General features: G+C 64.9%; 13 protein-coding genes, 1 pseudogene and 1 CRISPR repeat array. Of the genes and pseudogenes, 3 read left to right on the forward strand and 11 right to left on the reverse strand.

All coding sequences use genetic code 11. The annotated features are described in order from the left end of the window. Positions 1–2: 2 nt before the first annotated feature. Entirely contained in the window at positions 3–563 is a 561-nt protein-coding gene (locus KNN16_RS04920) for a Uma2 family endonuclease (protein WP_303899464.1), read from the reverse strand. A 64-nt stretch (positions 564–627) separates the two neighbouring features. Further along, complete coding sequence (locus KNN16_RS04925; RefSeq protein ID WP_303899468.1) at positions 628–1,836, reverse strand: class I SAM-dependent rRNA methyltransferase; 1,209 nt, start codon at positions 1,834–1,836, stop codon at positions 628–630. 150 nt (positions 1,837–1,986) lie between these two features. On the opposite strand from KNN16_RS04925, the gene KNN16_RS04930 reads away from it, so the two are divergent. Then, positions 1,987–3,645 (forward strand): AarF/ABC1/UbiB kinase family protein, encoded by a 1,659-nt coding sequence (locus KNN16_RS04930; RefSeq protein WP_303899470.1) that lies wholly within the window; start codon positions 1,987–1,989, stop codon positions 3,643–3,645. 28 nt (positions 3,646–3,673) lie between these two features. On the opposite strand, the gene KNN16_RS04935 is transcribed toward KNN16_RS04930, so the two are convergent. Together KNN16_RS04935 and KNN16_RS04940 are read right to left on the reverse strand one after the other, a co-directional pair. Further along, entirely contained in the window at positions 3,674–3,889 is a 216-nt protein-coding gene (locus KNN16_RS04935; RefSeq protein ID WP_299283176.1) for a hypothetical protein, read from the reverse strand. A gap of 90 nt (positions 3,890–3,979) precedes the next feature. Further along, positions 3,980–5,002, reverse strand: a complete 1,023-nt coding sequence (locus KNN16_RS04940; RefSeq protein WP_303899473.1) for a tyrosine-type recombinase/integrase — start codon at positions 5,000–5,002, stop codon at positions 3,980–3,982. A 261-nt stretch (positions 5,003–5,263) separates the two neighbouring features. Between KNN16_RS04940 and KNN16_RS04945 the strand changes: the two genes are divergently transcribed. Continuing rightward, positions 5,264–5,938 (forward strand): recombinase family protein, encoded by a 675-nt coding sequence (locus tag KNN16_RS04945; RefSeq protein WP_303899477.1) that lies wholly within the window; start codon positions 5,264–5,266, stop codon positions 5,936–5,938. Positions 5,939–6,511: 573 nt separating this feature from the next. Here KNN16_RS04945 and KNN16_RS04950 read toward each other — a convergent pair. The 7 genes and pseudogenes from KNN16_RS04950 to KNN16_RS04980 form a co-directional block, all read right to left on the reverse strand. Continuing rightward, the gene (locus tag KNN16_RS04950; RefSeq protein WP_303899480.1) at positions 6,512–7,162 is read right to left on the reverse strand and encodes a hypothetical protein; all 651 of its coding nucleotides are present in this window, start codon (positions 7,160–7,162) and stop codon (positions 6,512–6,514) included. Positions 7,163–7,443: 281 nt separating this feature from the next. Continuing rightward, positions 7,444–14,170: direct repeats of the CRISPR family, unit length 30 nt; unit sequence GTTTCAATCCCACGCTGGTTCGATTGAGGC. Positions 14,171–14,512: 342 nt separating this feature from the next. Next, positions 14,513–15,232, reverse strand: a complete 720-nt coding sequence (radC, locus tag KNN16_RS04955; protein ID WP_369685882.1) for a DNA repair protein RadC — start codon at positions 15,230–15,232, stop codon at positions 14,513–14,515. 121 nt (positions 15,233–15,353) lie between these two features. Further along, positions 15,354–16,436 carry a pyridoxal-phosphate dependent enzyme gene (locus KNN16_RS04960; RefSeq protein ID WP_303899487.1) on the reverse strand — a complete coding sequence of 361 codons (1,083 nt, stop codon included), beginning with the start codon at positions 16,434–16,436 and terminating at the stop codon, positions 15,354–15,356. A 9-nt stretch (positions 16,437–16,445) separates the two neighbouring features. Further along, positions 16,446–17,135 (reverse strand): PIG-L deacetylase family protein, encoded by a 690-nt coding sequence (locus KNN16_RS04965; protein ID WP_303899490.1) that lies wholly within the window; start codon positions 17,133–17,135, stop codon positions 16,446–16,448. A 30-nt stretch (positions 17,136–17,165) separates the two neighbouring features. Beyond that, positions 17,166–17,537, reverse strand: coding sequence for a hypothetical protein (locus tag KNN16_RS04970; RefSeq protein ID WP_299285342.1), 372 nt, complete (start codon positions 17,535–17,537; stop codon positions 17,166–17,168). Positions 17,538–17,630: 93 nt separating this feature from the next. Next, on the reverse strand, positions 17,631–18,116 hold the full coding sequence (locus tag KNN16_RS04975) for a peroxiredoxin (RefSeq protein WP_303899494.1): 486 nt from the start codon (positions 18,114–18,116) through the stop codon (positions 17,631–17,633). Between the two features lie 84 nt (positions 18,117–18,200). Next, positions 18,201–19,601: pseudogene (locus KNN16_RS04980) on the reverse strand (FAD-binding oxidoreductase). Positions 19,602–19,728: 127 nt separating this feature from the next. Here KNN16_RS04980 and KNN16_RS04985 point away from each other — a divergent pair. Continuing rightward, positions 19,729–22,287 (forward strand): pyruvate dehydrogenase complex E1 component subunit beta, encoded by a 2,559-nt coding sequence (locus KNN16_RS04985; protein WP_303899496.1) that lies wholly within the window; start codon positions 19,729–19,731, stop codon positions 22,285–22,287. Positions 22,288–22,376 lie beyond the last annotated feature (89 nt).

The raw sequence follows: 22,376 nt of genomic DNA on the forward strand, positions 1-22,376 counted from the left end.
GCCTATCCCAGGATCTCATCCACAGAGAGGATGAGATCGGGGAAGGCAAGGGGAGTGAGGGTTTCCCCCCGCCGGGCCACCTGAAGGGTGCGATAGCCCTCCGGGGAGGGATCCCGGCCCACCACAACCTCCTCCCGGGCCAGGTCCACCACCCAAGCCTCCGGGATGCCGGCCCGGCCGTAAAGGGGGAGCTTGTGGGTTCGGTCGTAGTCCGCGGAGGATTCGGCCACCTCGATGACCAGCAACACGTCCGCGGGCCCGGGATGGGAAGCGGCATAGAAATCCTCCCGCGGCCGTAGCAACGCCAGGTCCGGCTGGGGCTCTGAATAAGGGCCCAGGCGGATGGGGCTTTGCACACGAACAATGCACCGCCCTCGGAGGGCAGGCGCCAGCCACATGGTTAAGCGGTCAACCCCTCCGGCGTGCGCGCTGCGGATGGGAGGCATCTGAATCAGAACCCCCTCGATGAGCTCCACTCGATCGTCCTCAGAGAGGATGCCCGTTTCAGCCAGCCGATGGTATTCGTCCACCGTGAACTTGCGAAGAGCGGCCTGCGCGGCCATCCCGGCCTCCCCTTCTCAATCGCTCTCCACCATTGTATCCGAAACGCCGCATCCGCTCGGGATCTCACCAGACCCGGCAGATCAGGCCTTTGAGGTATTCGGACTCGGGGAACGAGAGGCGGATGGGATGATCGGGTCCCTGGGAGAGCTTCTCGAGGATCTGGACCTCGCGCCCGGCGTCCTCCGCGGCGGCGAAGACGATCTTCTGGAAGAGCTCCGGGGAGACCAGGCCGGAGCATGAGAAGGTGATCAGGAGCCCACCCGGGCGGATCAGGCGCAGGGCCTGCAGGTTGATGTCCTTGTAGCCGCGGGCGGCGCGGTTCAGATGCGCCTGGGAGTAGGCGAACTTGGGGGGATCCAGGATGACGGCGTCGAACCGCCGCCCCTCGGTGACGAAGCGCCGCAGCACCTGAAAAGCGTCCCCCTCCACGTTCTCGAAGCGGTCCTCCCCAAAGCCGTTGAGGCGCAGGTTCTCCGCCGCCAGGCGCAGGGCCTCCGCCGAGGTGTCCACGTTCACCACGCGGCGGGTCCCGGCGGCCAGGGCGTAGACGGCGAAGGCCCCGGTGTAAGAGAAGGCGTTGAGGGCCTCCTCCGCGCCGCTCAGGTAAGCGGCCGCCCGTCGGCGGTTCTCCCGCTGATCCAGATAGAAGCCGGTCTTGTGCCCCCGCGCCAGGTCCACGTAGAAGCGATGCCCATGCTCGGTGATGATCAGCCGCTCGGGCGGGGCTTCGCCGGCCAGGAGCCCGCAACGCGGCGGCAACCCCTCTTTCTCCCGCACGTCCACATCGCTGCGCTCGTAGATGCCCCGCGGCCGGAACATCTCCCGAAGCAGCTCGACGATGAGGGGCTTCCAGCGTTCGATGCCCAGGGTGAGGGACTGGAGGACCAGGAACTCGTTGTAGCGGTCCACGATCAGGCCGGGCAGCCCATCGCTCTCGGCGAAGACCAGGCGGTAGGCGGTGGTGTGGGCTTGCAAGCCGAGGGCCTCGCGGGCCTGGGCCGCCCGCGCCAGGCGCCGGCGCCAGAAGGCCTCCTCCACCGCCTCCTGGGGGTCCCAGGTGAGCAGGCGGGCCAGGATCTGGGAGCGGCGGTTGAGGTAGCCCCGGGCCAGCCATTCCCCCTCGAAGGAGAAGATCTCCACCAGGCCCCCGTCCTCCACCGGGCCCTCCAGACGCCCCATGGCGCCGGAGAAGATCCAGGGGTGATGGCGGCGGACCGGCCGGTCGTGCCCCGGCTTCAGATACAGGCGCGCGGATCCCCGGGGAAGCGCCATGCCTGGCTCCAGAAGACAGGGTTCAATCCCCTATATTTTCTATTCCTTCAAGGAGTTATGGCACGAGCAGGCCTGCAGTCCCGCTTCTACAATGGGATGGAAGGCGCGCCGCGAGCGATTTGTGGGGCGCCTCGTCTGGGGAGGTTCGGGATGGTCTACGCGCGGTTCTTCCGGGTGCTGGGGTTCGCTCTCCGGCTGCTGGCGCATGGGGTGTGGTGGGAGCTTCTTCTACGGCGGTTGCGCCCGGCCTGGGTCCGGGAGACGGCGCCGGCGCGCTACCGGCGCTGGGCGGCCGCGTTCGGGGATTTGGCGGTGGAGCTGGGCGGTGCGCTGATCAAGCTGGGTCAGTTCCTGAGCGCACGGGTGGATCTCCTGCCGGACTTCGTGACCGAGGAGCTGGCCCGGCTCCAGGATGAGGTGCCGGCTGAGCCCTTCGAGCGGATCCGTCCGTTGCTGGAGGCCGAGCTGGGGGAGCCGCTGGAAGCGGCCTTCCGGGCTTTCGAGGCCGTCGCCATCGCGGGAGCCTCCCTGGGTCAGGTCCACCGGGCGTGGCTCCCGGATGGGACGCCGGTGATGGTGAAGGTGCAGCGGCCGGGCATCGAGCGGCTGCTGGCGGCGGATCTCGCCGCGTTGCAGGTGGTGGTCCGCGCCCTTTCCCTTTACCCTCCGTTGCGCCGGCGGGTGGATCTGGATCGCCTGCTTCAGGAATTCAGCCGCACGCTGTGGATGGAGCTGGATTATCTGGCGGAGGCGCGGAACGCGGAGCGGTTCGCCCGCAACTTCGCCGGGGATCCCGGGGTTCGCATCCCACGGCCTTTCTGGTCCCACACCCGTCGGCGCGTCCTGGTGCTGGAGGATGTGACGGCCATCAAGATCACGGATCTGGAGGCTATCGAGGCGGCCGGCATCTCCCGCTCGGAGGTGGCGCGGCGGCTTTATCAGGTCTATTTGAAGCAGGTCTTCGAGGATGGCTTCTTCCACGCCGATCCGCATCCGGGCAATCTCTTCGTGGCGCCGCTGGAGGGGGAGGGATCTGGGGGAAGCGGACGCCCGTTCCGTCTGCACTTTGTGGACTTCGGCATGGTGGGGTGGATCTCCCCGGAGGCCCGCCGGTGGCTGCGGGAGGCGGCCATCGGTCTGGGGACCCGGGACGCGGGGCGGATCGTGCGCGCGATGGACGCGCTGGGGTTTCTGCTGCCGGAAGCGGATCGGACGCTCGTGCGCCGGGCGGTGGAACGGCTGCTGGATCGGATCTGGGGTCTTTCGATGAGAGCGCTGCGGGAATGGTCACTCACGGAGGTGGAGACGCTCTTTCTGGAGTTCCGCGAGCTGCTCCTGCGCTTCCCCTTTCAGATCCCCCAGGATTTTCTGTTGCTCGGGCGCACCCTGGGGTTGCTGGCGGGGCTGGTCACCCGGCTGGATCCGGAGTTCAACGTGTTTGAAGAGGCGGAGCCCTTCGCGCGGCGCCTGCTGGAAGAGGAGCCGTGGGGATGGGTGGAGCAGATCCTTGAGGCGGCGTGGGGGATCCTGCGGACCCCCCTGGATCTCCAGCGGTTCCTGGAGCGCTCGCTGCGCGGGGAGCTGCAGTGGCGGGTGACGTTCCCGGAAGCGCGGGAGACCCTTTCTCTGATCGCGGAGGGGTTCCAGCGGCTGATCTGGCAGCTCACCGGATTGGTCTGGGTGATGATGGGCCTGTTCGCCGGGTTGAACCATCAACCCGCCCTGGCTGGGGTGCTGCTCGGGATCGGTGGGCTATGGTTGTTATGGGGGCTGCGCCCGTTGCGCTGGCGTCGTGGAGGGGGAGGGTAGAGGAAGCGCTCCGGGCGAGCCCCCGGGTTCAGGAGGGGTGGGAGCCTGTTGGCGTTTTCTCCCCCTCTTCCAGCCATGCGTCGATGGCGGTGCGCAGGGCCAGCAGGGTCTCCCGGCGGGCCGCCCGCAGGTGCTGCCAGAACCCCTCCGGGAGCATCGCCTTCATCGCCTCCCGGAGCTCCCGGGAAGCGGACCGCAGGTGAGTCCGGGCCTCTTCCGACCATCGAGATCGGGTCTCGGCCATGGAGATCCCTCCTTCCTCCAGCCCGGGCAGGGCCCTGGTGTTCTCAATTTCATGATACCTCGAGCGGCGTCCAGCAGGAGCCGGTTGGGGTCAGCCCTCGGAGGGCTCGGGGCCCTCGAAGGCCTGGCGGTGGACGGCGCGCAGGCGTCGGGGGGAGACCCGGGCGTAGCGGCGGGTGGTGGTGGGAGAGGCGTGGCCCAGGAGGTCCTGCACCGCGGCCAGGTCTCCGGTGGCCTCCAGGACGCGCGTGGCGAAGTAGTGGCGGAACTGATGGGGCGTGAGGGGTTCCTCCAGCCCCGCCTCCCGGGCCAGAGCCGCCAGGGCGCGGCGGACTCCTTCGGGGGTCAGGGGGCGGACGACGGCGCCGGCCCCTTTGTCATGGCGTGCGAAGAGGGGGAGGTGATCGCGGCCCTTCCCGCGGACTCCCGCGTCGCGCGCCTGCAGGTAAGCCTGGAGGGCGCGGACGGCGGCCTCGTCCAGGAAGGCGAGGCGCTCTTTGCCTCCCTTGCCGTGGCGGATCCAGAGGATCCCCTGGGCGGGGTCGAAATCGCCTCGTCGCAGCGCCACCAGCTCGCCGACCCGGATCCCGCTGCTGCGCAGGACCAGCACCAGGGCCAGGTCCCGGAGGCGGCGGAGTTCGTGGCGGGGGGAAGGGGAGGAAGGGCGGGCGCGAGCGGCCTGGAGCAAGGCCTTCAGGAGCTCCTCGCGGGGCAGACGGGGCAGGGGAGGGGTGGATCGCCCGCGCTGGGCGTGCAGCTCTCGGATCAGGCGTCGCGCCTCCTCGGCGGGCAGCGTCCACAGTCCCTCATCGAGGAGGAAGTGGACCCAGCTGACCAGTGCGGCCAGGTAAGTCTGGCGGGTGGCCGACGGCAGCGTCCGGCCTTCCCGGCGGTAGCGATCTTCCAGGTAAGGGATGAAATCCCGCACGTGGGCGGGGTCCAGCGCCTCGGGCGTCTGGTGTTCGGGATCCAGATCGATGTCGGTGAGGTATTCCAGGAAGCGCTGAAGGGCGCTTCGGTAAGTCTGGATGGTTCGGGGACGCCGGCCGTAGCGGGCGGCCAGGGCTTCCAGGAAAACCGAAACGATCCGGCGCAGGCTCGGCCCCTCGGTCATCGGCAGCTCCTTTCCCTTCGGCGGACGTTCTCGAAAGAAGCGCCTTCGAGCTCTTCATTTTACCAGCAGGAGCGGCCAAGGGTGACCCCCTCATGGATCGGGTGTATCCCAAAATCGTAGGACAACTGCGAGCAGTTGTCCTACAAAGCGGAAGCCGGAAGGGCACCAGGAGGCTTGACGGGAGCAGTGGATTGTGGTATAAAGGTTATAACCATCGATCCGAATCCTGCATCGATCCCGTCGTCCGAGGTGGAGCAGGTTATGGACTGGCGGCCTGGCCTGGAGGAGCACCCCGAGCTTCTTCTGAAGCCTCAGGAAGCGGCCCGGCTTTTGGGGGTGACGGAGCGTTGCCTGAGGAGATGGGCGCAGGAGGGTCGGATCCGGGCGGTTCGGACTGCGGGCGGGCATTATCGTTATCCGCTCGATTCGGTGTTGCAAATCATTGGTTCCTCCCCTCAATCGTCTCCTGAGCGCACGGCCGCGCTGTATGCCCGCGCTGCCTGCCGCCGCGAGATCGAGCGTCAGCTGGGTGTTTTGCGGAAGGCGGCCGATGTGATGGGTTATGCGGTCCTCTATGAGGACTATGATCTTCGGGGTGGGGATCGGATCGGAGAGGGTTTGCAGCGTTTGATCCTTCTGGGGCGTCGGGGGCTTTTCCGGGCGTTGATGGTGACCTCTTACAGCCGCGTGAGCTGGCTGGGGGTGGTGGATCCTCGCTTCCTTCATCTGGTGTTCATGCTGATGGGCGTGCCGCTGGTGGTGGTGAATCCCTCCAGGGAGTTCGGATCCCCGGCGGAGTTGCTGCTGGACTTCATTGAGATCCACGAGCGGATGGCGGAGTCGCTTCCGTCGGAAGCTCGGAAGATGAACCGGGAGATCCTCCAGGCGCTGCGGATCCTCCAGCGTCGGCATCGGATCCGGTGGGAGGAGGAGTGAGGGGGCCTTGCAGGGTGCCCTCCAGATGATTTGCTTAATGTATCTTAAACAAATCAAAGCCTCGGAAGACAAAAGGCGACCCCCAGCGGATGCCCTCCCCTTCAGGAGCCTGGCCTCGGGCGGATCCCCGATGGGATCCTGGCTGTTGGGAAGGTACCACACGAATCATTTGTCTTGAAAGGTCGTTTCACGCATTCCCGGCCTCTGATCCGCCTCTGGGACCTCCAGGAGTTTCGAGGGGCGCGATGCCCGGAGGCCGGCGGGGTGCGATGCGCAGGCCGGGTGTCCCCGCCATACAGGCGCTGGGGCTCCTCTCCCGCGCGGGAGTGAAGGGGTCCCAACCGGGCGGATCGGAGGACAGCGGCGCCCTCCGGACGGCGCGTCCGCTCCATGCCCGTCGGATCGATTTTCCCCTCTCCTGCCCCTCTCGATCCCCCCTTAGCCGGTTTCCATCCTGCGCGGGCTCGATGGCGCCCTGCGTCCGGAGAAGGTCTGCGAGGGCTGGAGTGGCCGGATCCGCGGCGAGGAGGCGCGCCGCATCGCTCGCAGGGGAAGCGCGATTCGCCCTCGCCGTCAGCGTTCCGGAGCCGGAGGCGGTGGGGGGACCTCGACCCGCGCGATGGGATCCGAGAGCGTGATCGGGATGGGGAGCAGCAGCCCGCCGGCTCCACGGCTGGCCTGGATCACCAGCCACCGGGGATCCCACTCCGGGCGCGCGTGGACGAGACAGCGGCATCGATACCCCTCCCCTGCCTCCCCTTTCCGTTCGGGATCGGGATCCCAGGCCTCTGATTCCGCCGCGACGTCCGGCCCGCGGAAGTGACCGATACCCAGATAGAGCCGGATCTCCAGCGTCGCGGGTCCGGTCCCCGTCAGGAACAGCGGATGGACGGAGCCCTCGTCGGCAGTCTTCCTTCGGGCTTCCCATTCGAACGAAAGCCACGGGCATTCGCTGCGGGCGGGCTTGCCGGTGTAGGGATCGAAATACTCATAGGTCCATCGGAGGTTGCCCACCCGGACGATGAAATTCCCGATCTCCACCGGGGTGTTCGTTGGGATGACCGGGAGCTTCTCGAGGGTTTCCGCCGGGGTGGGCGGAGGGGTTTCGGGGGGGAGGTTGGGGCATGGCACCGTCCAGAAAGCCGGCTCGGGCGTGGGCCGGGCGCAAGCCGCCGTTAGAGCGGCCATCAGAACCAGACCGATCCCGCAACCTTTTTCCCTCATCGCTGCCCTCCTGAACCACCGCTATGCCTGCCTCTTAATTGAGCCGATCCATTCAGCCTCACTACCACAACGTGGGCAACGACGACGTGGAGGTCGGCCCATACCTGTCAGTCCCCACCAAATATCATGCGGAGTGTATTCCCCCCCACACGCGTCACAACATAGTTTCCGACACTTATAACAACGGTAGATCCCACTTTCATCCATGTTCCCGCAATTTGGACACCGTGTATAACGTGCCATCTCTCAGCTCCTCTGACAGAAATGAGCACCCGCATTGTGTTTCAATCCCACGCTGGTTCGATTGAGGCAAGGGGTTTTCGGTTGAGGTTTCGTGGAGAATTCGTGAAGTTTCAATCCCACGCTGGTTCGATTGAGGCGGCCCGGCTCGAGCGTTAGGATTTCGTGAGCGTTATCGTTTCAATCCCACGCTGGTTCGATTGAGGCTCGGGTGGATGCGATGACCAGCAAGGAGAAAGAGAAGGTTTCAATCCCACGCTGGTTCGATTGAGGCCTCAATCAGATCCGCGACTTCCTCGCGGCGGAGATAGTTTCAATCCCACGCTGGTTCGATTGAGGCCGAGGGCCGCCCCAAGCGGGCGATCTACGTCAGGAGGAGTTTCAATCCCACGCTGGTTCGATTGAGGCATGAGATCGAGAAGCCCCAGGCCCTCCGGAAGGTGCGTTTCAATCCCACGCTGGTTCGATTGAGGCTGGGTGGGCCCCAACTGCGCGCATCTCGAGACAGAGTTTCAATCCCACGCTGGTTCGATTGAGGCCGTTTATGATCGCAGTGATCTATGCGACCCGGTCGCGGTTTCAATCCCACGCTGGTTCGATTGAGGCGTCTATCGGAGCATCCCCCCACCACTCCTGGGAGTTGTGTTTCAATCCCACGCTGGTTCGATTGAGGCAAGTATCATCTCCATCGTTTCATTGTGGGTTTCCTGAGTTTCAATCCCACGCTGGTTCGATTGAGGCGTGTCGTATGGCGATATATCGCACGGCGAAGATCTTCAGTTTCAATCCCACGCTGGTTCGATTGAGGCGGGGAACCGTTCCTTCCTTGTTATACCCCCAGTTGAGCGTTTCAATCCCACGCTGGTTCGATTGAGGCTCAGCGCCCGTGACGCCGCGGTCGCTTGGGTGAAGTGCCGTTTCAATCCCACGCTGGTTCGATTGAGGCTGGAACAACAATAGCTTCTCGCATAGCCTTCATCACAGTTTCAATCCCACGCTGGTTCGATTGAGGCATTTTGTAGTCACCCGGGTATGGGGTCGGCGTTGGCGTGTTTCAATCCCACGCTGGTTCGATTGAGGCGATTACCAGGTCCACAAAGTAGTTACAAGCTGGGCACGTTTCAATCCCACGCTGGTTCGATTGAGGCCCGAGATGGCCAGTCTGGAAACCGTGAGTGCCGGACTGGGTTTCAATCCCACGCTGGTTCGATTGAGGCGGAATTTTTTAACGTTTGGCCGGAGCGCTTTAACGTTGTTTCAATCCCACGCTGGTTCGATTGAGGCTTGTGAAATCTATCACAAGTGGCCATACCTATTGACAAGTTTCAATCCCACGCTGGTTCGATTGAGGCCCATTCCCGCCCGGAACGCTCCTGTGGTGGAGCGTAGTTTCAATCCCACGCTGGTTCGATTGAGGCTGCGGCGAATAGCGCAACAATGCGATCAGCGATTTTGGTTTCAATCCCACGCTGGTTCGATTGAGGCCCACGCAGCGCGCGGCGCGGCTGGGGCTCAAGAAGGCGTTTCAATCCCACGCTGGTTCGATTGAGGCCCAGGACAGGTGCACATTCGCCAGCTGTGGGCAAAAGAGTTTCAATCCCACGCTGGTTCGATTGAGGCCAGGTGCCGCGGTCGGTCTCCTCCGCGAATGTGATTTCCGGTTTCAATCCCACGCTGGTTCGATTGAGGCCAATGCAGATATGAAAATCGAAATCGCATTGAACAACCGTTTCAATCCCACGCTGGTTCGATTGAGGCCTCAGATGAACGATGCGTCCCTCCCCTCCCCGCAGGAGTTTCAATCCCACGCTGGTTCGATTGAGGCCGTCCTCGGCTGCGCCCCCGATCCCGCCCGGCGCCGGGGTTTCAATCCCACGCTGGTTCGATTGAGGCCGAGGACCGGGCGGGGACGGGAGAGCACCACAGCCTGCGTTTCAATCCCACGCTGGTTCGATTGAGGCCTGTGTTCCTCAACCCATCTCCGCGCTTCCTCTACGTGGTTTCAATCCCACGCTGGTTCGATTGAGGCCCCTCCATTGCCGCTGCGGTGCGAGCGGCACCGAAGCGTTTCAATCCCACGCTGGTTCGATTGAGGCCACTGCGCGATCTCGCTGATCGCGATCGCCTCCTCCACTGGTTTCAATCCCACGCTGGTTCGATTGAGGCCAGGTTACGGGTCAGGCTACCCTCGGTAGCGCTCGCGCGTTTCAATCCCACGCTGGTTCGATTGAGGCCGACCACCAAGACCACGGCCTCCGGCCGCCAGGTCTCCAGTTTCAATCCCACGCTGGTTCGATTGAGGCCCACAGTGGTATGCAAACGGCCTTCGGCCGTTTGCTTCGTTTCAATCCCACGCTGGTTCGATTGAGGCAAGACCTGAAACATCAAGCTGCTGCAAGACAACATCGGTTTCAATCCCACGCTGGTTCGATTGAGGCACCTTCCGGAGGAACGTTGAAGCACTACGAGATGCCCAGTTTCAATCCCACGCTGGTTCGATTGAGGCTTTCTTCAAGTATCTCTTCCGCTGATGTTCTTGTTTCGTTTCAATCCCACGCTGGTTCGATTGAGGCACTTCGAGGTCCCTTGCGACCAGGTCGCGAGGAGAACATCGTTTCAATCCCACGCTGGTTCGATTGAGGCCGGTCATCGAGGCCAAGCGGCGCCTGTATGGGCATGCCCGTTTCAATCCCACGCTGGTTCGATTGAGGCCAGGGGAGGCCGCTTCGGGATCGCTCAACAGGAATGGTCTCGTTTCAATCCCACGCTGGTTCGATTGAGGCGCAGATCGTGATCCACAACCCCACCACCCGCCAGATCCGTTTCAATCCCACGCTGGTTCGATTGAGGCGTGGTGCTGATGCCGGTCGTCGGCGTTAGCCCGATGTTCAGTTTCAATCCCACGCTGGTTCGATTGAGGCCTTCGCCATCTCGCGCCTCCCGCGCATAGGATTTTCCGTTTCAATCCCACGCTGGTTCGATTGAGGCGCCGGCGGGGGGCGTGATGCCGACGTTTGTGCTGCTGCGTTTCAATCCCACGCTGGTTCGATTGAGGCAGTTGTATGGGTTCCCATAAGTCGCGTTGAAAAGATCAAGTTTCAATCCCACGCTGGTTCGATTGAGGCCCGGACGGCCACCTGCTCGTTGAGGTTGAGGCTTCTTGGTTTCAATCCCACGCTGGTTCGATTGAGGCTCGGTGGACGGCCGGGAGCCGGCCCCAAAACCTGTGCGGTTTCAATCCCACGCTGGTTCGATTGAGGCTTGTCTCATCGTAGCCAAGATCCTTTAGCAGCTCGAGTTTCAATCCCACGCTGGTTCGATTGAGGCGAGACGGGTTCCCAGCCGGAACAGGAATCCGAGCAGATGTTTCAATCCCACGCTGGTTCGATTGAGGCGAGCTATCTCGGATCGCCATGATCGACAGGTTGTTCTCGTTTCAATCCCACGCTGGTTCGATTGAGGCACGGAACACCTGGACGTTTCGGGAGGCTTGCAGAGTTGTTTCAATCCCACGCTGGTTCGATTGAGGCCAACGTGACGCACGTCCCCCGGGGGTTGATGCGAACCGTTTCAATCCCACACTGGTTCGATTGAGGCGGGACAAGATCGCGGAGTTGGCCGGATCCGTGATCCAGTTTCAATCCCACGCTGGTTCGATTGAGGCGCTGATGCAGATCCCTGATGTGGGATCCATCATCGGTTTCAATCCCACGCTGGTTCGATTGAGGCTGGCGGCTGGTTGTCAAGACGGACCAGGATGAGATCGGTTTCAATCCCACGCTGGTTCGATTGAGGCGAGTCATCTTGCTTGCGGAGCGCACCTGGAACAGGTTGTGTTTCAATCCCACGCTGGTTCGATTGAGGCGCCCAATACAGCTGCTCCCCGAAGAAGCTCTGCTCCCGTTTCAATCCCACGCTGGTTCGATTGAGGCGATACGCGCGGCTGTGGATCGAGAACCCGTTCCGCGGTTTCAATCCCACGCTGGTTCGATTGAGGCGTTCCCGTCGCGATCCTGGCGGGGATCGCCATCTACGTTTCAATCCCACGCTGGTTCGATTGAGGCCGATGCGCTCCGACTGCGGAAGGCGGGCATTGAATTCGGTTTCAATCCCACGCTGGTTCGATTGAGGCCCTTCGCGTTCTCGTTCGTCAGCACCAGCATTTCGTCGTTTCAATCCCACGCTGGTTCGATTGAGGCCCGTATCCCGCTGGCGCCCCAATCGGTATTACAAACGTTTCAATCCCACGCTGGTTCGATTGAGGCAGGAGATCGCGGTGTGATCACGAAAGCAACGCGTCCGGTTTCAATCCCACGCTGGTTCGATTGAGGCCACGCCGCATGGGTATGTGGCGGTGGATATCAGCACAGTTTCAATCCCACGCTGGTTCGATTGAGGCCGCGGATGCAGCGCCCGGGAGTATGAAGTCCACATACGTTTCAATCCCACGCTGGTTCGATTGAGGCATACTTCCCTCCTTGTTTCCTTGTTTTCCCGCCAGCCGTTTCAATCCCACGCTGGTTCGATTGAGGCCGGGACCTTCCGCGCCGTCCGCCTGGAGGGGGAGGAGGTTTCAATCCCACGCTGGTTCGATTGAGGCTGCAACACGTATGGACGCCACAGGTGACGGAGATCGGTTTCAATCCCACGCTGGTTCGATTGAGGCCGTGTATTGCTTCGTGTGCGGCAAGCCGTTCAAGCGCGTTTCAATCCCACGCTGGTTCGATTGAGGCCGGGCGTCCCCCGCAGCCTCCTCCACTCGCGCCACATCGGTTTCAATCCCACGCTGGTTCGATTGAGGCCCTGCCAAGCCCGAGAGCACCGGTCCCAGAACCGCCGTTTCAATCCCACGCTGGTTCGATTGAGGCCAAGGGCTATAAACTTGTCGAGGTCGAGGCCGCGTGGTTTCAATCCCACGCTGGTTCGATTGAGGCCATGCTCCATCATCGTTTGCCTCCTCTATCGGATGGAGTTTCAATCCCACGCTGGTTCGATTGAGGCCCACGGACTTGACGGCCCCCACCTGCGTCGAGTGCGCGGTTTCAATCCCACGCTGGTTCGATTGAGGCCGCCTCCCTCAGCGCCCGCGAAGCTCTTTGAGAAGCTGGTTTCAATCCCACGCTGGTTCGATTGAGGCCACCTCCTCCCGGGCCTGGCCCAATCCCTTGCGCAGCCGTTTCAATCCCACGCTGGTTCGATTGAGGCCGCTCATTGGGCTCCCAAATTGCTCATTAGACCCCCATGTTTCAATCCCACGCTGGTTCGATTGAGGCCCCTGGGTTCCGGTTCCGCTGGTGCACGGATCGGCTCAGTTTCAATCCCACGCTGGTTCGATTGAGGCCTGGGGACGCCGTGCTCGACCAGGGCCGGGTCAACCTGTTTCAATCCCACGCTGGTTCGATTGAGGCCACCAGGAGAACAACCCAAACCAGCGAAGCCCATTCGGGTTTCAATCCCACGCTGGTTCGATTGAGGCGTCCCCCGTCCCCGCGCTGCCGCACCGCCACGCTGCCGTTTCAATCCCACGCTGGTTCGATTGAGGCCTTGAGCTCTTCAACGAGCCCTCCACGCTCCCGGACGCCCGTTTCAATCCCACGCTGGTTCGATTGAGGCCTGGTCTTCGAGGGGCCGATCCGCCTGCGGGATCTCCGGTTTCAATCCCACGCTGGTTCGATTGAGGCCTCTGGCCGGGATGCGGCTCCCACTCCAAGAAGGCCGTTTCAATCCCACGCTGGTTCGATTGAGGCCTTGAGCTCTTCAACGAGCCCTCCACGCTCCCGGACGCCCGTTTCAATCCCACGCTGGTTCGATTGAGGCCTGGTCTTCGAGGGGCCGATCCGCCTGCGGGATCTCCGGTTTCAATCCCACGCTGGTTCGATTGAGGCCTCTGGCCGGGATGCGGCTCCCACTCCAAGAAGGCCGTTTCAATCCCACGCTGGTTCGATTGAGGCCCTGCTCCCGGAGCCGGCCCGGGCCAGGCCGTCCAGAAGTTTCAATCCCACGCTGGTTCGATTGAGGCCCCCGGGGCGGGCAATACGTGCGGGGGCGCAAATATCACGTTTCAATCCCACGCTGGTTCGATTGAGGCCCCTTCACGTGCAGGCGGAGGCCGTCTCGCGGGAGCTGGTTTCAATCCCACGCTGGTTCGATTGAGGCCACCGTCCTGCGCTCGCAGTCCGGTTTTTTCTGCCTCATTTCAATCCCACGCTGGTTCGATTGAGGCCCCCGTCTTCTTGACGAACATCACGCACCTCCGTAAGCATTTCAATCCCACGCTGGTTCGATTGAGGCCGTAATTGTTTGCGCCGCTCACCAGCCGCATCCGCACCATTTCAATCCCACGCTGGTTCGATTGAGGCCCGGCATCGCTGCGGGTCGGCATCCATCCGAGATCGCGATTTCAATCCCACGCTGGTTCGATTGAGGCCTCGAACATCCCATATGCTCCAGGGATCGGAAAGGTCACATTTCAATCCCACGCTGGTTCGATTGAGGCCGCGCGCCGTCCTGGGGGTGCACGAGTATGTGCGCTACGATTTCAATCCCACGCTGGTTCGATTGAGGCCGCCGTTTCGGGCGAACTTGCGGATCGTGAAGTAGGAATTTCAATCCCACGCTGGTTCGATTGAGGCCTCTGAAGGTGACCGCGAATGTTTCCACCACGTGGGTGAATTTCAATCCCACGCTGGTTCGATTGAGGCCGCGGCAGCCGAGGGGCTGAGGGTGGCGGCTTATGTGATTTCAATCCCACGCTGGTTCGATTGAGGCCCCTGCGATTTCAGGGGGTGAATGGGGGAAGGGAGAGAGAACCCCCTTCGGAAATCCAGTTCGCCTTAAATATAGCATCGATCGTGCGGTTTGTCAAGGGGTGCGGGCTTCTCCACGGATGTGGGGACGACGGGGGTCCGCGGAAGCCTTTTCCGAAACATGGGATCAGATCCCTATGGGGGGATCTTTTCGGATCGAAAGGGAAGCGGATGGTTGGGGATGGGGGGAGAAGAGAAGGGTTCGAAGGGATCATTTTATAAGCCTTCCGCGGACCCCTGGTGGCCGGATTTTCCATGGAGGTCCGCGGAAGGTTTCTGCGCCCACTGAACGCAAGGTGAGCGCTCAGGTTCCTGAACCGGGATGAGGAGAGGATGGAGCGTTGAAGGATAGGCCTCGCTCCCTCAGGCTGATATATCGGCCGCGCCCAATGATCAGGTGATCCAGCACCCGGATCCCCAGCAGCTGCCCTGCCGCGATGAGATCCCGCGTGAGCGCGATGTCCTCTGGAGAGGGCGTGGGATCCCCCGAGGGATGGTTGTGGGCCAGGATCAGGGAGACCGCGTTGCGCCGGATGGCCTCCCGAAACACCTCCGCCGGCCGCACGAGGGTGGTGTTCACGTTCCCTACATAGATCGTCGGGATCGCCACCACCCGCCCCCGGGTGTCCAGCAAGATGGTCCGCAGGGTTTCCTGCTCCAGGTCCGCCATGTCCGCCAGCAACATATAAGCCTCATGCGCGGAGCGAACGAAGGGGCGCTCCTCCGGAGCGGCGGCGGCGACGCGCCGGCCCAGCTCCAGGGCGGCCTGGATCTGGGCCGCCTTCGCGAGGCCAACCCCCGGGATCCGGGCCAGCTCATGGGCCGGGATCCGCCCCAGCCCGCTCAATCCCTCGCAGTGCTGCAGGATACGATGCGCCAGTTGCAGGGCGTTCTCCCCACGGCGCCCGGTGCGCAGCAGGATCGCCAGCAGTTCCGCTGCGGACAGCGCGGCCGGACCGTGTTGCAACAGTCGCTCCCGGGGTCGCTCCTCGACCGGGAGATCCTTGATGGTGAGCCACAGGATGCCGGTCTCTTCCATCCCGGTGTTCCCTCCCCTGTAAACATGATAGCCATGGAACCGGAGGGCACCGGCGATGCGATGCGGGACGGGGCGTCGCAATGAAGGGCGTCGCAGCCCTATCTCTCTACTGTTGCGTTTTCAGGCCGCTTCCGGTCAGCATCAGGACCACGGCTCGATCGGTGTCCTGGACGGCGCGGGGCCATGCGGCCATGCTGAGGGCGCCGGTGGGTTCCACGAACAACCCCTGGCCCGCCAGCGCGGCCTGGGCGGCTCGGATCTCTTCCTCCGTCACCGTCAGGATGGCTCCTCCGGTGATCCGAGCGGCTTGCAGGATCTCCCGGCCTCGAGGCGGCGAGGCGATCCGCACGCCTTCCGCGATGGTTTCTCCTTCCACCACGGGGACCGGATCTTCGGCTCCGGCGGCGAAGGCGCGGGCCAGCGGAGCGCAGGCCTCGGCCTGGACGCCGTAGAGCCGGGGGAGGCGCTCGATGTAGCCGGCGGCCTGGAGGGCCTCGAACCCGAGGAAGAGCCCCAGGAAGAGCATCCCGTGCCCGAGGGGAGCGATCACCGCGTCGGGGCTGCGCCCGAGCTGTTCCCAGATCTCCCACGCCGCCGCGGCCAATCCCAGGAGGATGAAGGGGTTGTAAACGTGGCTGGCGTAGATGCCGCCTTCCTTCAGCGTTTCCATCAACGCGGCGGTGGCCTGGGCCCGGGGGCCGGGGACTTCCACCAATCGGGCGCCCATGCGTTGCATCTGGGCCTTCTTGGCCGGCGCGGCGTGGGCCGGGACGAAGAGGGTGGCCCGGATCCCGGCCCGGGCGGCGTAGGCAGCCAGGGAGGCCCCGGCGTTGCCGGAGGAATCATCCATCACTTCGTCCACGCCTCGCGTGAGCAGAGCGCTCAGGCCGGTGGCGGTCCCCCGATCCTTATACGATCCGGTAGGCATCAGGTAATCCAGCTTGGCCCACAGTCGGGGATCCACCCGGTGCAGCGGGATCAACGGGGTCCACCCTTCCCCCAGGCTGAGGGGGCGTAGTGCGGAGGGCCACAGGTCCGCGTAGCGCCAGATCCCGGGCCGATGAGGCTGGATGGCCCGGTGGTCGAAGGGGAGCGGGCGGATGGGCTCCCATGGACCTCCGCACGGGCAGCGCCAGACGGATGGATCATACGAAGCGGTGCGGTGACAGCGAGCGCATCGGATGTCCATGGGATCCCCCTACCCTTCCAGCACGATGCGGCGGAATCCTTCGGCCAGGATCTCTTTGCCGTCCACCTCGCGGCGCAGCCGTTCCCGCAGGCGCCGCTCCAGCGCGGCGGGATCCGGGATCTGGCTGGCGTGGCAGCGCAGGGCGGCGAGCTTCCGATCGAAGACGTCCGTGATGTCCACCCAGTGGTTGGCGCGTTCGGTGGTGGAGAGATACACCTCTCGCACCCGGTGGGGCTCCAGGCCTTCTCGGAGCAGCTCCGGGAAATACATCGGGTTCCCGGCCGCGGGGAAGATGGCGTCCAGGGTGGCCAGCCCGATGGCCCGGTGATCGTTGTGGTTGATGTAGCGATCCCCCCGGATGAGGGTCTCCGGGTCCATGGTCACCACGATCTCCGGCCGGTAGCGGCGGATCACCCGCACGATGTCGCGGCGCAGGGAGAGGTTCGGCTCCAGCATGCCGTCCATGTAGTCCAGGAAGAGGACCTCGCGCACGCCGAGGAGGGCGGCGGCCTGTCGTTGCTCGGCCTCCCGGATGGCGGCCAGGCGCTCCGGGGTCATCGTGGGATCCTGACTGCCTTTGTCGCCCCGGGTGGCCAGACAGTAGATCACCTCGTGTCCTTCCTGGGTCCAGCGGGCGATGGTCCCGCCGGCGGCGAATTCGGGATCATCGGGATGCGCCATCACCACCAGGATGCGCATAGGGGTCCCTCCTCCGAAGTGAATCCCGGCTTACGGTTTGGCGTAAAGCACGCCCTCGGTGCGCACCGTGTAATCCGGCGGGCACTGATAGATCTCCCGGAAGATGCGCTCGATCTCCTGGGCGATGGCCTCCGGGTTGCCCGGGCTGAAGTGTTTGAAGGGGTTTTGCTCGCGCAGGCGGGGCGGAAGGGTCCAGCCCATCCCGCGCAATCGCTCCTGGGCGGCCCGGGGGAGTGGACGGGCCCGCCGTCGGGGCCCCCAGTCCCCGCTGCAGACTTCCCCACGGAGGCCTTCGGGCGTTCGCTCGAGCTGCACATAGGCCAGCGGGCGGCCGGGGATCTCGAACACCACCGCGCTGCCTGGCGGGGCCTCCATCAGTGCCCGGAGCTGTTCCTGGAACATTTGGATTCGCGTTTCCAGCGTTGAGGCTTTCATCGCGGGCAGGTATCTCCGATGGGATGGGGAGCCTCACCGAGGCTCCAGGTGGGCGGAGACTCAGGCGGGCTGGAGGGGTGGATCCTCCGCCCGGGTGATGGGTTGGGGCTCCTGGCTCAGCGAGCGCGCCAGGGCGCGGGAGAGGTCTTCCAGCTCCTCCCGATGGAAGCCGATCAGGATCCGCTGGATCCGACCGCCGGGCGAGATCAGGAAGAGGGTCGGCACGTGGGTGAGCCGGTAGGACCGGGAGGTCTGGAAATCCCGGTCTGCGATGAGGGGAAAGGAGATCTGGAATTTCCGCGCCATCTCCTGAAGGGTTTCAGGCGGATCCTGTCCGATCCCCAGCAGCCGCCAGTGATTGGTGCGGTATGCCTGGTGGAGGCGTTCCAGAGCGGGCAGGATCCGTCGGGAGGCGGCGCACGATTCTTTGAAGAAGGCGAGAAGCAGGATGTGGCGAACCCCCTGGGGGTCCTCCAGGTAGGGCTCGCCGTTTAGGGTGGTTCCGAAGATCAGCGGCGCAGGATCTCCGATTTGCAGCGCGGTCATGGTTCCTCCGATGGGCAGGTCGGTAAGGAGGCGGAAGGTTCTTCCGCCCCTCCTGTTAGGAAATTATGCACCCGGAGGGCGGGATCAGGTCCAGTTTCGGGGCATGGGCAATTTCTTGCCCGGGTTCATGATGCCGTGGGGGTCGAACAGGGCTTTGAGGGCCTAGAATTTCTCGAGGATAGCGGGGGGAAAGGCGCGGGGGACGAAATCCAGTTTGAGCATGCCGATCCCGTGCTCGCCGGAGAGCACGCCGCCCAGGGCGAGGGCGGCCTCGAAGATCGCGGCGGCTGCCTGGGCGACGCGGGCCATCTCATCCGGGTTGCGCCGATCGCACAGGAGCGTGGGATGAAGGTTGCCGTCGCCGATGTGGCCGTAGAGGGCGATGGGGATCCCGGTCTCCCGGGAGATCTCCCGGATGCGGCGGGCCATGGCGGGGATCCGGCTGCGGGGAACGGTGATGTCCTCGCTGAGCTTGTGGGGGGCCAGTCGGGCCAGGGCGGGCGATACATTGCGGCGGATCTCCCAGAGCGCTTCCGTGTGGAGGGTGTTTCCGGCGTCGAAGGCGGCGCGGAGCACCTGTCCGCCGTGGTCGCGCATCAGGGAGCTCATTCGCTGGAGGTCGGCCTCCACGGCGGCGGGCTCTCCGTCCGCAGCGAGCAGCAGGAGGGCTTCTGCGTGGGTGGGGAGCCCTGAGGGGCGGAAGGATTCCACGGCCCGCATGGTGATCTGGTCCATGAATTCCACCATCAGGGGAAGGATCCCGCTGGAGAGGAGTGCGACGGTGGCCTCGCATGCGGCTTCGAGGCGTTCGAAGGCGATGGCCAGGGCTCCGCGGGCGGGCGGCCTGGGGAGGAGGCGCAGGGTGATCTCGGTGATCACACCCAGCGTGCCCTCGGAGCCGATGAAGAGCTGCTTGAGATCGTAGCCGGAGACATCTTTCATCACCCGTCCGCCCAGGCGGAGCACTTCCCCGCCCGGGAGGACCACCTCCAGGCCCAGGACGTAATCCCGCGTGACGCCGTATTTCAGGCAGCGGGGCCCCCCGGCGTTGGTGGCCACGTTGCCGCCGATGGTGCACATCTCCAGGGAGGCAGGATCCGGGGGGTAAAACAGGCCGTGGGCTTCGGCGGCCTGCTGGAGGGCTCGCGTGATCACCCCGGGCTGGACGACGGCAAGGCCGTCGGCGGGGTCGAGAGCCAGGATGCGGTTCATCCGGGCGAGGTTGAGGCAGATGCCCCCTTGCGGCACCGCTCCGCCAGCCAGCCCCGTTCCCCCACCCCGGGGAACTACGGGGATTCGTAGCTCGTTGGCTATGCGAAGGACATGGGCGACGTCGGCCGTCGATTCCGCGTGAACCACCAGGTCCGGCATCCCCTCGGCCCACGTCGCATCATACCCATACACCAGCCGCCCCACCGCATCCGTCTCCACCTGATCCGGCCGCAACCGCTCCCGCAACCGCCTCACCACCCCTTCCCCATCCATCTCTCCCCCCTCACTCCGCCCTTCCGGGCATATGTCTATGCGAAATCACGGCGTCGACCGCGCTCTTCCACTCTATCTCCGCATCCCCTACAATACAACCTCGACCATCCTCTTCCGGAGGAAACCCATGGGCCGCTTCCGCTCGGCGGAAGAACTTTACACCCTCCTCGACGCCCTCTTCCACCGCCTGCGCGCCATCCCCGAAATCCGTCAGGCCCTCACCGCCAGCCCCATGATCGTCCGCTTCCGCTTCCACGACCCCACCGGCGAGGTCACCATCGACCTGCGCCAGGATCCCCCCCAATGGACCTTCGGCCCCAGCGATCTCCCCGCCGACGTGGAGATGATCCAGTCCGCCGACACCGCCCACCGCTTCTGGATGGGCCAGCTGAACGTCCCCCAGGCCATCGCCACCCGCCAGATCATCGCCCGGGGCAACATCCCCAAGGCCCTCCGCCTCCTCCCCGCCCTGCGACCCGCCTTCCAGGTCTACCCCCAGGTGCTGCGAGAACTCGGGATGACCCACCTGCTGGAAGAGCCCTCCCCGACCCCTCGAAGGCGCTTCCCACGCCTTCGGCTGTCCCTTCCATGGCGCGCCCGTCCGGAGGTCGCCCTTCCCCCACCGTTGCTCTGGTCCATCCCTCTGGTCGACGCGGAAGCCGTGGAGCCGATGCCGCCGCCTCCCCGCCCCCACCCCCTGCCGGAGGACCCCATCGCCCTCCGTCGGGAGATGCTCCGGCGCATGTTGCTCATCCGCGCCTTCGAGGAGACCCTGGCCGCGGAGTTCGCCCGCGGGGCCATCCCCGCGGAAACCATCCACCTCTCCACCGGCCAGGAAGCCGTCGCCGTGGGCGTGGCCTTCGCCCTCCGGCCGACGGACTGGATGACCACCACCCATCGCGGCCACGGTCATATGCTCGCCAAGGGCGCTGACCTGGATGGGATGATGGCGGAGATCTTCGGCAAGGCCGAGGGGCTGTGCAAGGGGAAGGGCGGCTCCATGCACGTCACCGACGCGGGGATCGGCGCCCTGGGCGCCAACGGCATCGTCGGCGCCTCCCTGGTCATCGGCGCCGGCGCCGCCCTGGCCGCGAAGCTGCGCGGCGAGGACCGGGTGGTCGTCGCCTTCTGCGGGGATGGAGCCACGAACCAGGGGATGTTCCACGAGGCCCTGAACTTCGCCGCCGTCTTCCAGCTCCCCCTCATCGTGGTGATCGAGAACAACCAGTATGCGGAGTTCACCCCCCTGGCCCGGCACACCCGGGTGACCCGCCTCGCGGATCGCGCTGCCGCCTATGGGATCCCCGGGGTGCACGTGGACGGCAACGATGTCTGGGCGGTGTATGAGGCCACCCGGGAGGCCGTGGCCCGAGCCCGCCAGGGAGAAGGACCCACCCTGATCGAGGCCCTCACCTACCGCTGGCGTGGCCACAGCGAAGGGGAAGGCGCCGTCTATCGCTCGGCCGCGGAGGTCGAGGCCTGGAAAGCCCGGGATCCCATCCGCCGCTGGCGGGAGCGCCTGGAGGCGGAAGGGCTGCTGACCCCATCGGAAGCCCAGGCCATCGAAGCCGAGGCCTGGCAACGGGTTCAGGAGGCGGCGGAGCGGGCCCGACGCGGGACGGAACCCCCTCCCGAGGCCCTTACGGAGGATCTTTACGCCCCGGAGCCCGCGTGGCTTTACGGGCAGGGCCCGATGATCCTCCGGCCCAGCGGGAGGACCCGGGAACGCTCCACCGCCGAGGCGTTGCGCGAAGCGCTGGCGGAGGAGATGGCCCGGGATCCCCGCGTGTTCCTGCTCGGGGAAGACGTCACCACCGGAGGCTACTTCGGCGTCACTACCGGGCTGGGCGAGGAGTTCCCCGGTCGGGTGCTGGACACGCCCATCAGCGAGAGCGCCATCATCGGGGCCGCCGTCGGGGCGGCCATGGCCGGCATGCGCCCGGTGGCCGAGATCGAGTTCGCCGATTTCCTCACCTGCGCCATGGACGGGCTGGTCAACCAGGCCGCCAAGATCCGATACATGTCCGGTGGACAATACGCCCTCCCCCTGGTGGTTCGCACCCCGGCCGGGGGAGGCATCGGCATGGCCGCCCAGCACTCCCAAAGCCTGGAACCACTGCTCACCGGCGTGCCGGGATTGATCGTCGTCGCCCCCGGAACCCCGGCGGACGCCAAGGGCTTGCTCAAGGCGGCGATCCGCAGCAACAACCCCGTGGTGTTCTTCGAGAACAAGCTCCTCTACGCCGAGGTGGGCCCGGTGCCGGAGGGGGAGTGGATCGTGCCCCTGGGGGTGGCCGAGGTCAAGCGGCCGGGACGCGACGTCACCGTGGTGAGCATCGGGGCCGTCCTCTCCCGCGTCCTGGAGGCCGCGGCGGAGCTGGCCCGGGAGGGGATCGAGGCGGAGATCGTGGATGTGCGCACGCTCGTCCCCCTGGATCTCCGGACGATCCTGGCCGCAGTGGCGCGGACGCGACGGCTGGTGGTGGTGGAGGACGCGCCCCTCACCCACGGCTTCGGGGCCGAGGTGATCGCCCGGGTCAGCGAGGCCGCCTGGGGCCTCCTGCGGGCGGCGCCGCGCCGGGTGGCCGGGCAGGACGTCCCCATCCCCTACAACCGGACCCTGGAACGCCTCGCCCTCCCCGATGCCCCGCGCATCGCCGAGGCCGTCCGGGAGGTCCTGCGCTGAGGAAACCCCGGGCGCGTGGGGATTTGCCTTCAAGGGGGAAGCGAAGCGAAGGCGGCCTCCGCCTTCCGCATCGGCCGGCGCTTGACAGA

Origin of the sequence: Thermoflexus hugenholtzii, assembly GCF_018771565.1 — a bacterium.
GTDB classification, from domain to species: domain Bacteria; phylum Chloroflexota; class Anaerolineae; order Thermoflexales; family Thermoflexaceae; genus Thermoflexus; species Thermoflexus hugenholtzii_A.

Coding starts and splice junctions, on each gene's coding strand:
- KNN16_RS04920 (WP_303899464.1), bottom strand. CDS start 563: ATGGCCGCGCAGGCCGCTCTTCGCAAGTTCACGGTGGACGAATACCAT.
- KNN16_RS04925 (WP_303899468.1), bottom strand. CDS start 1,836: ATGGCGCTTCCCCGGGGATCCGCGCGCCTGTATCTGAAGCCGGGGCAC.
- KNN16_RS04930 (WP_303899470.1), top strand. CDS start 1,987: ATGGTCTACGCGCGGTTCTTCCGGGTGCTGGGGTTCGCTCTCCGGCTG.
- KNN16_RS04935 (WP_299283176.1), bottom strand. CDS start 3,889: ATGGCCGAGACCCGATCTCGATGGTCGGAAGAGGCCCGGACTCACCTG.
- KNN16_RS04940 (WP_303899473.1), bottom strand. CDS start 5,002: ATGACCGAGGGGCCGAGCCTGCGCCGGATCGTTTCGGTTTTCCTGGAA.
- KNN16_RS04945 (WP_303899477.1), top strand. CDS start 5,264: ATGGACTGGCGGCCTGGCCTGGAGGAGCACCCCGAGCTTCTTCTGAAG.
- KNN16_RS04950 (WP_303899480.1), bottom strand. CDS start 7,162: ATGAGGGAAAAAGGTTGCGGGATCGGTCTGGTTCTGATGGCCGCTCTA.
- KNN16_RS04960 (WP_303899487.1), bottom strand. CDS start 16,436: ATGGACATCCGATGCGCTCGCTGTCACCGCACCGCTTCGTATGATCCA.
- KNN16_RS04965 (WP_303899490.1), bottom strand. CDS start 17,135: ATGCGCATCCTGGTGGTGATGGCGCATCCCGATGATCCCGAATTCGCC.
- KNN16_RS04970 (WP_299285342.1), bottom strand. CDS start 17,537: ATGTTCCAGGAACAGCTCCGGGCACTGATGGAGGCCCCGCCAGGCAGC.
- KNN16_RS04975 (WP_303899494.1), bottom strand. CDS start 18,116: ATGACCGCGCTGCAAATCGGAGATCCTGCGCCGCTGATCTTCGGAACC.
- KNN16_RS04985 (WP_303899496.1), top strand. CDS start 19,729: ATGGGCCGCTTCCGCTCGGCGGAAGAACTTTACACCCTCCTCGACGCC.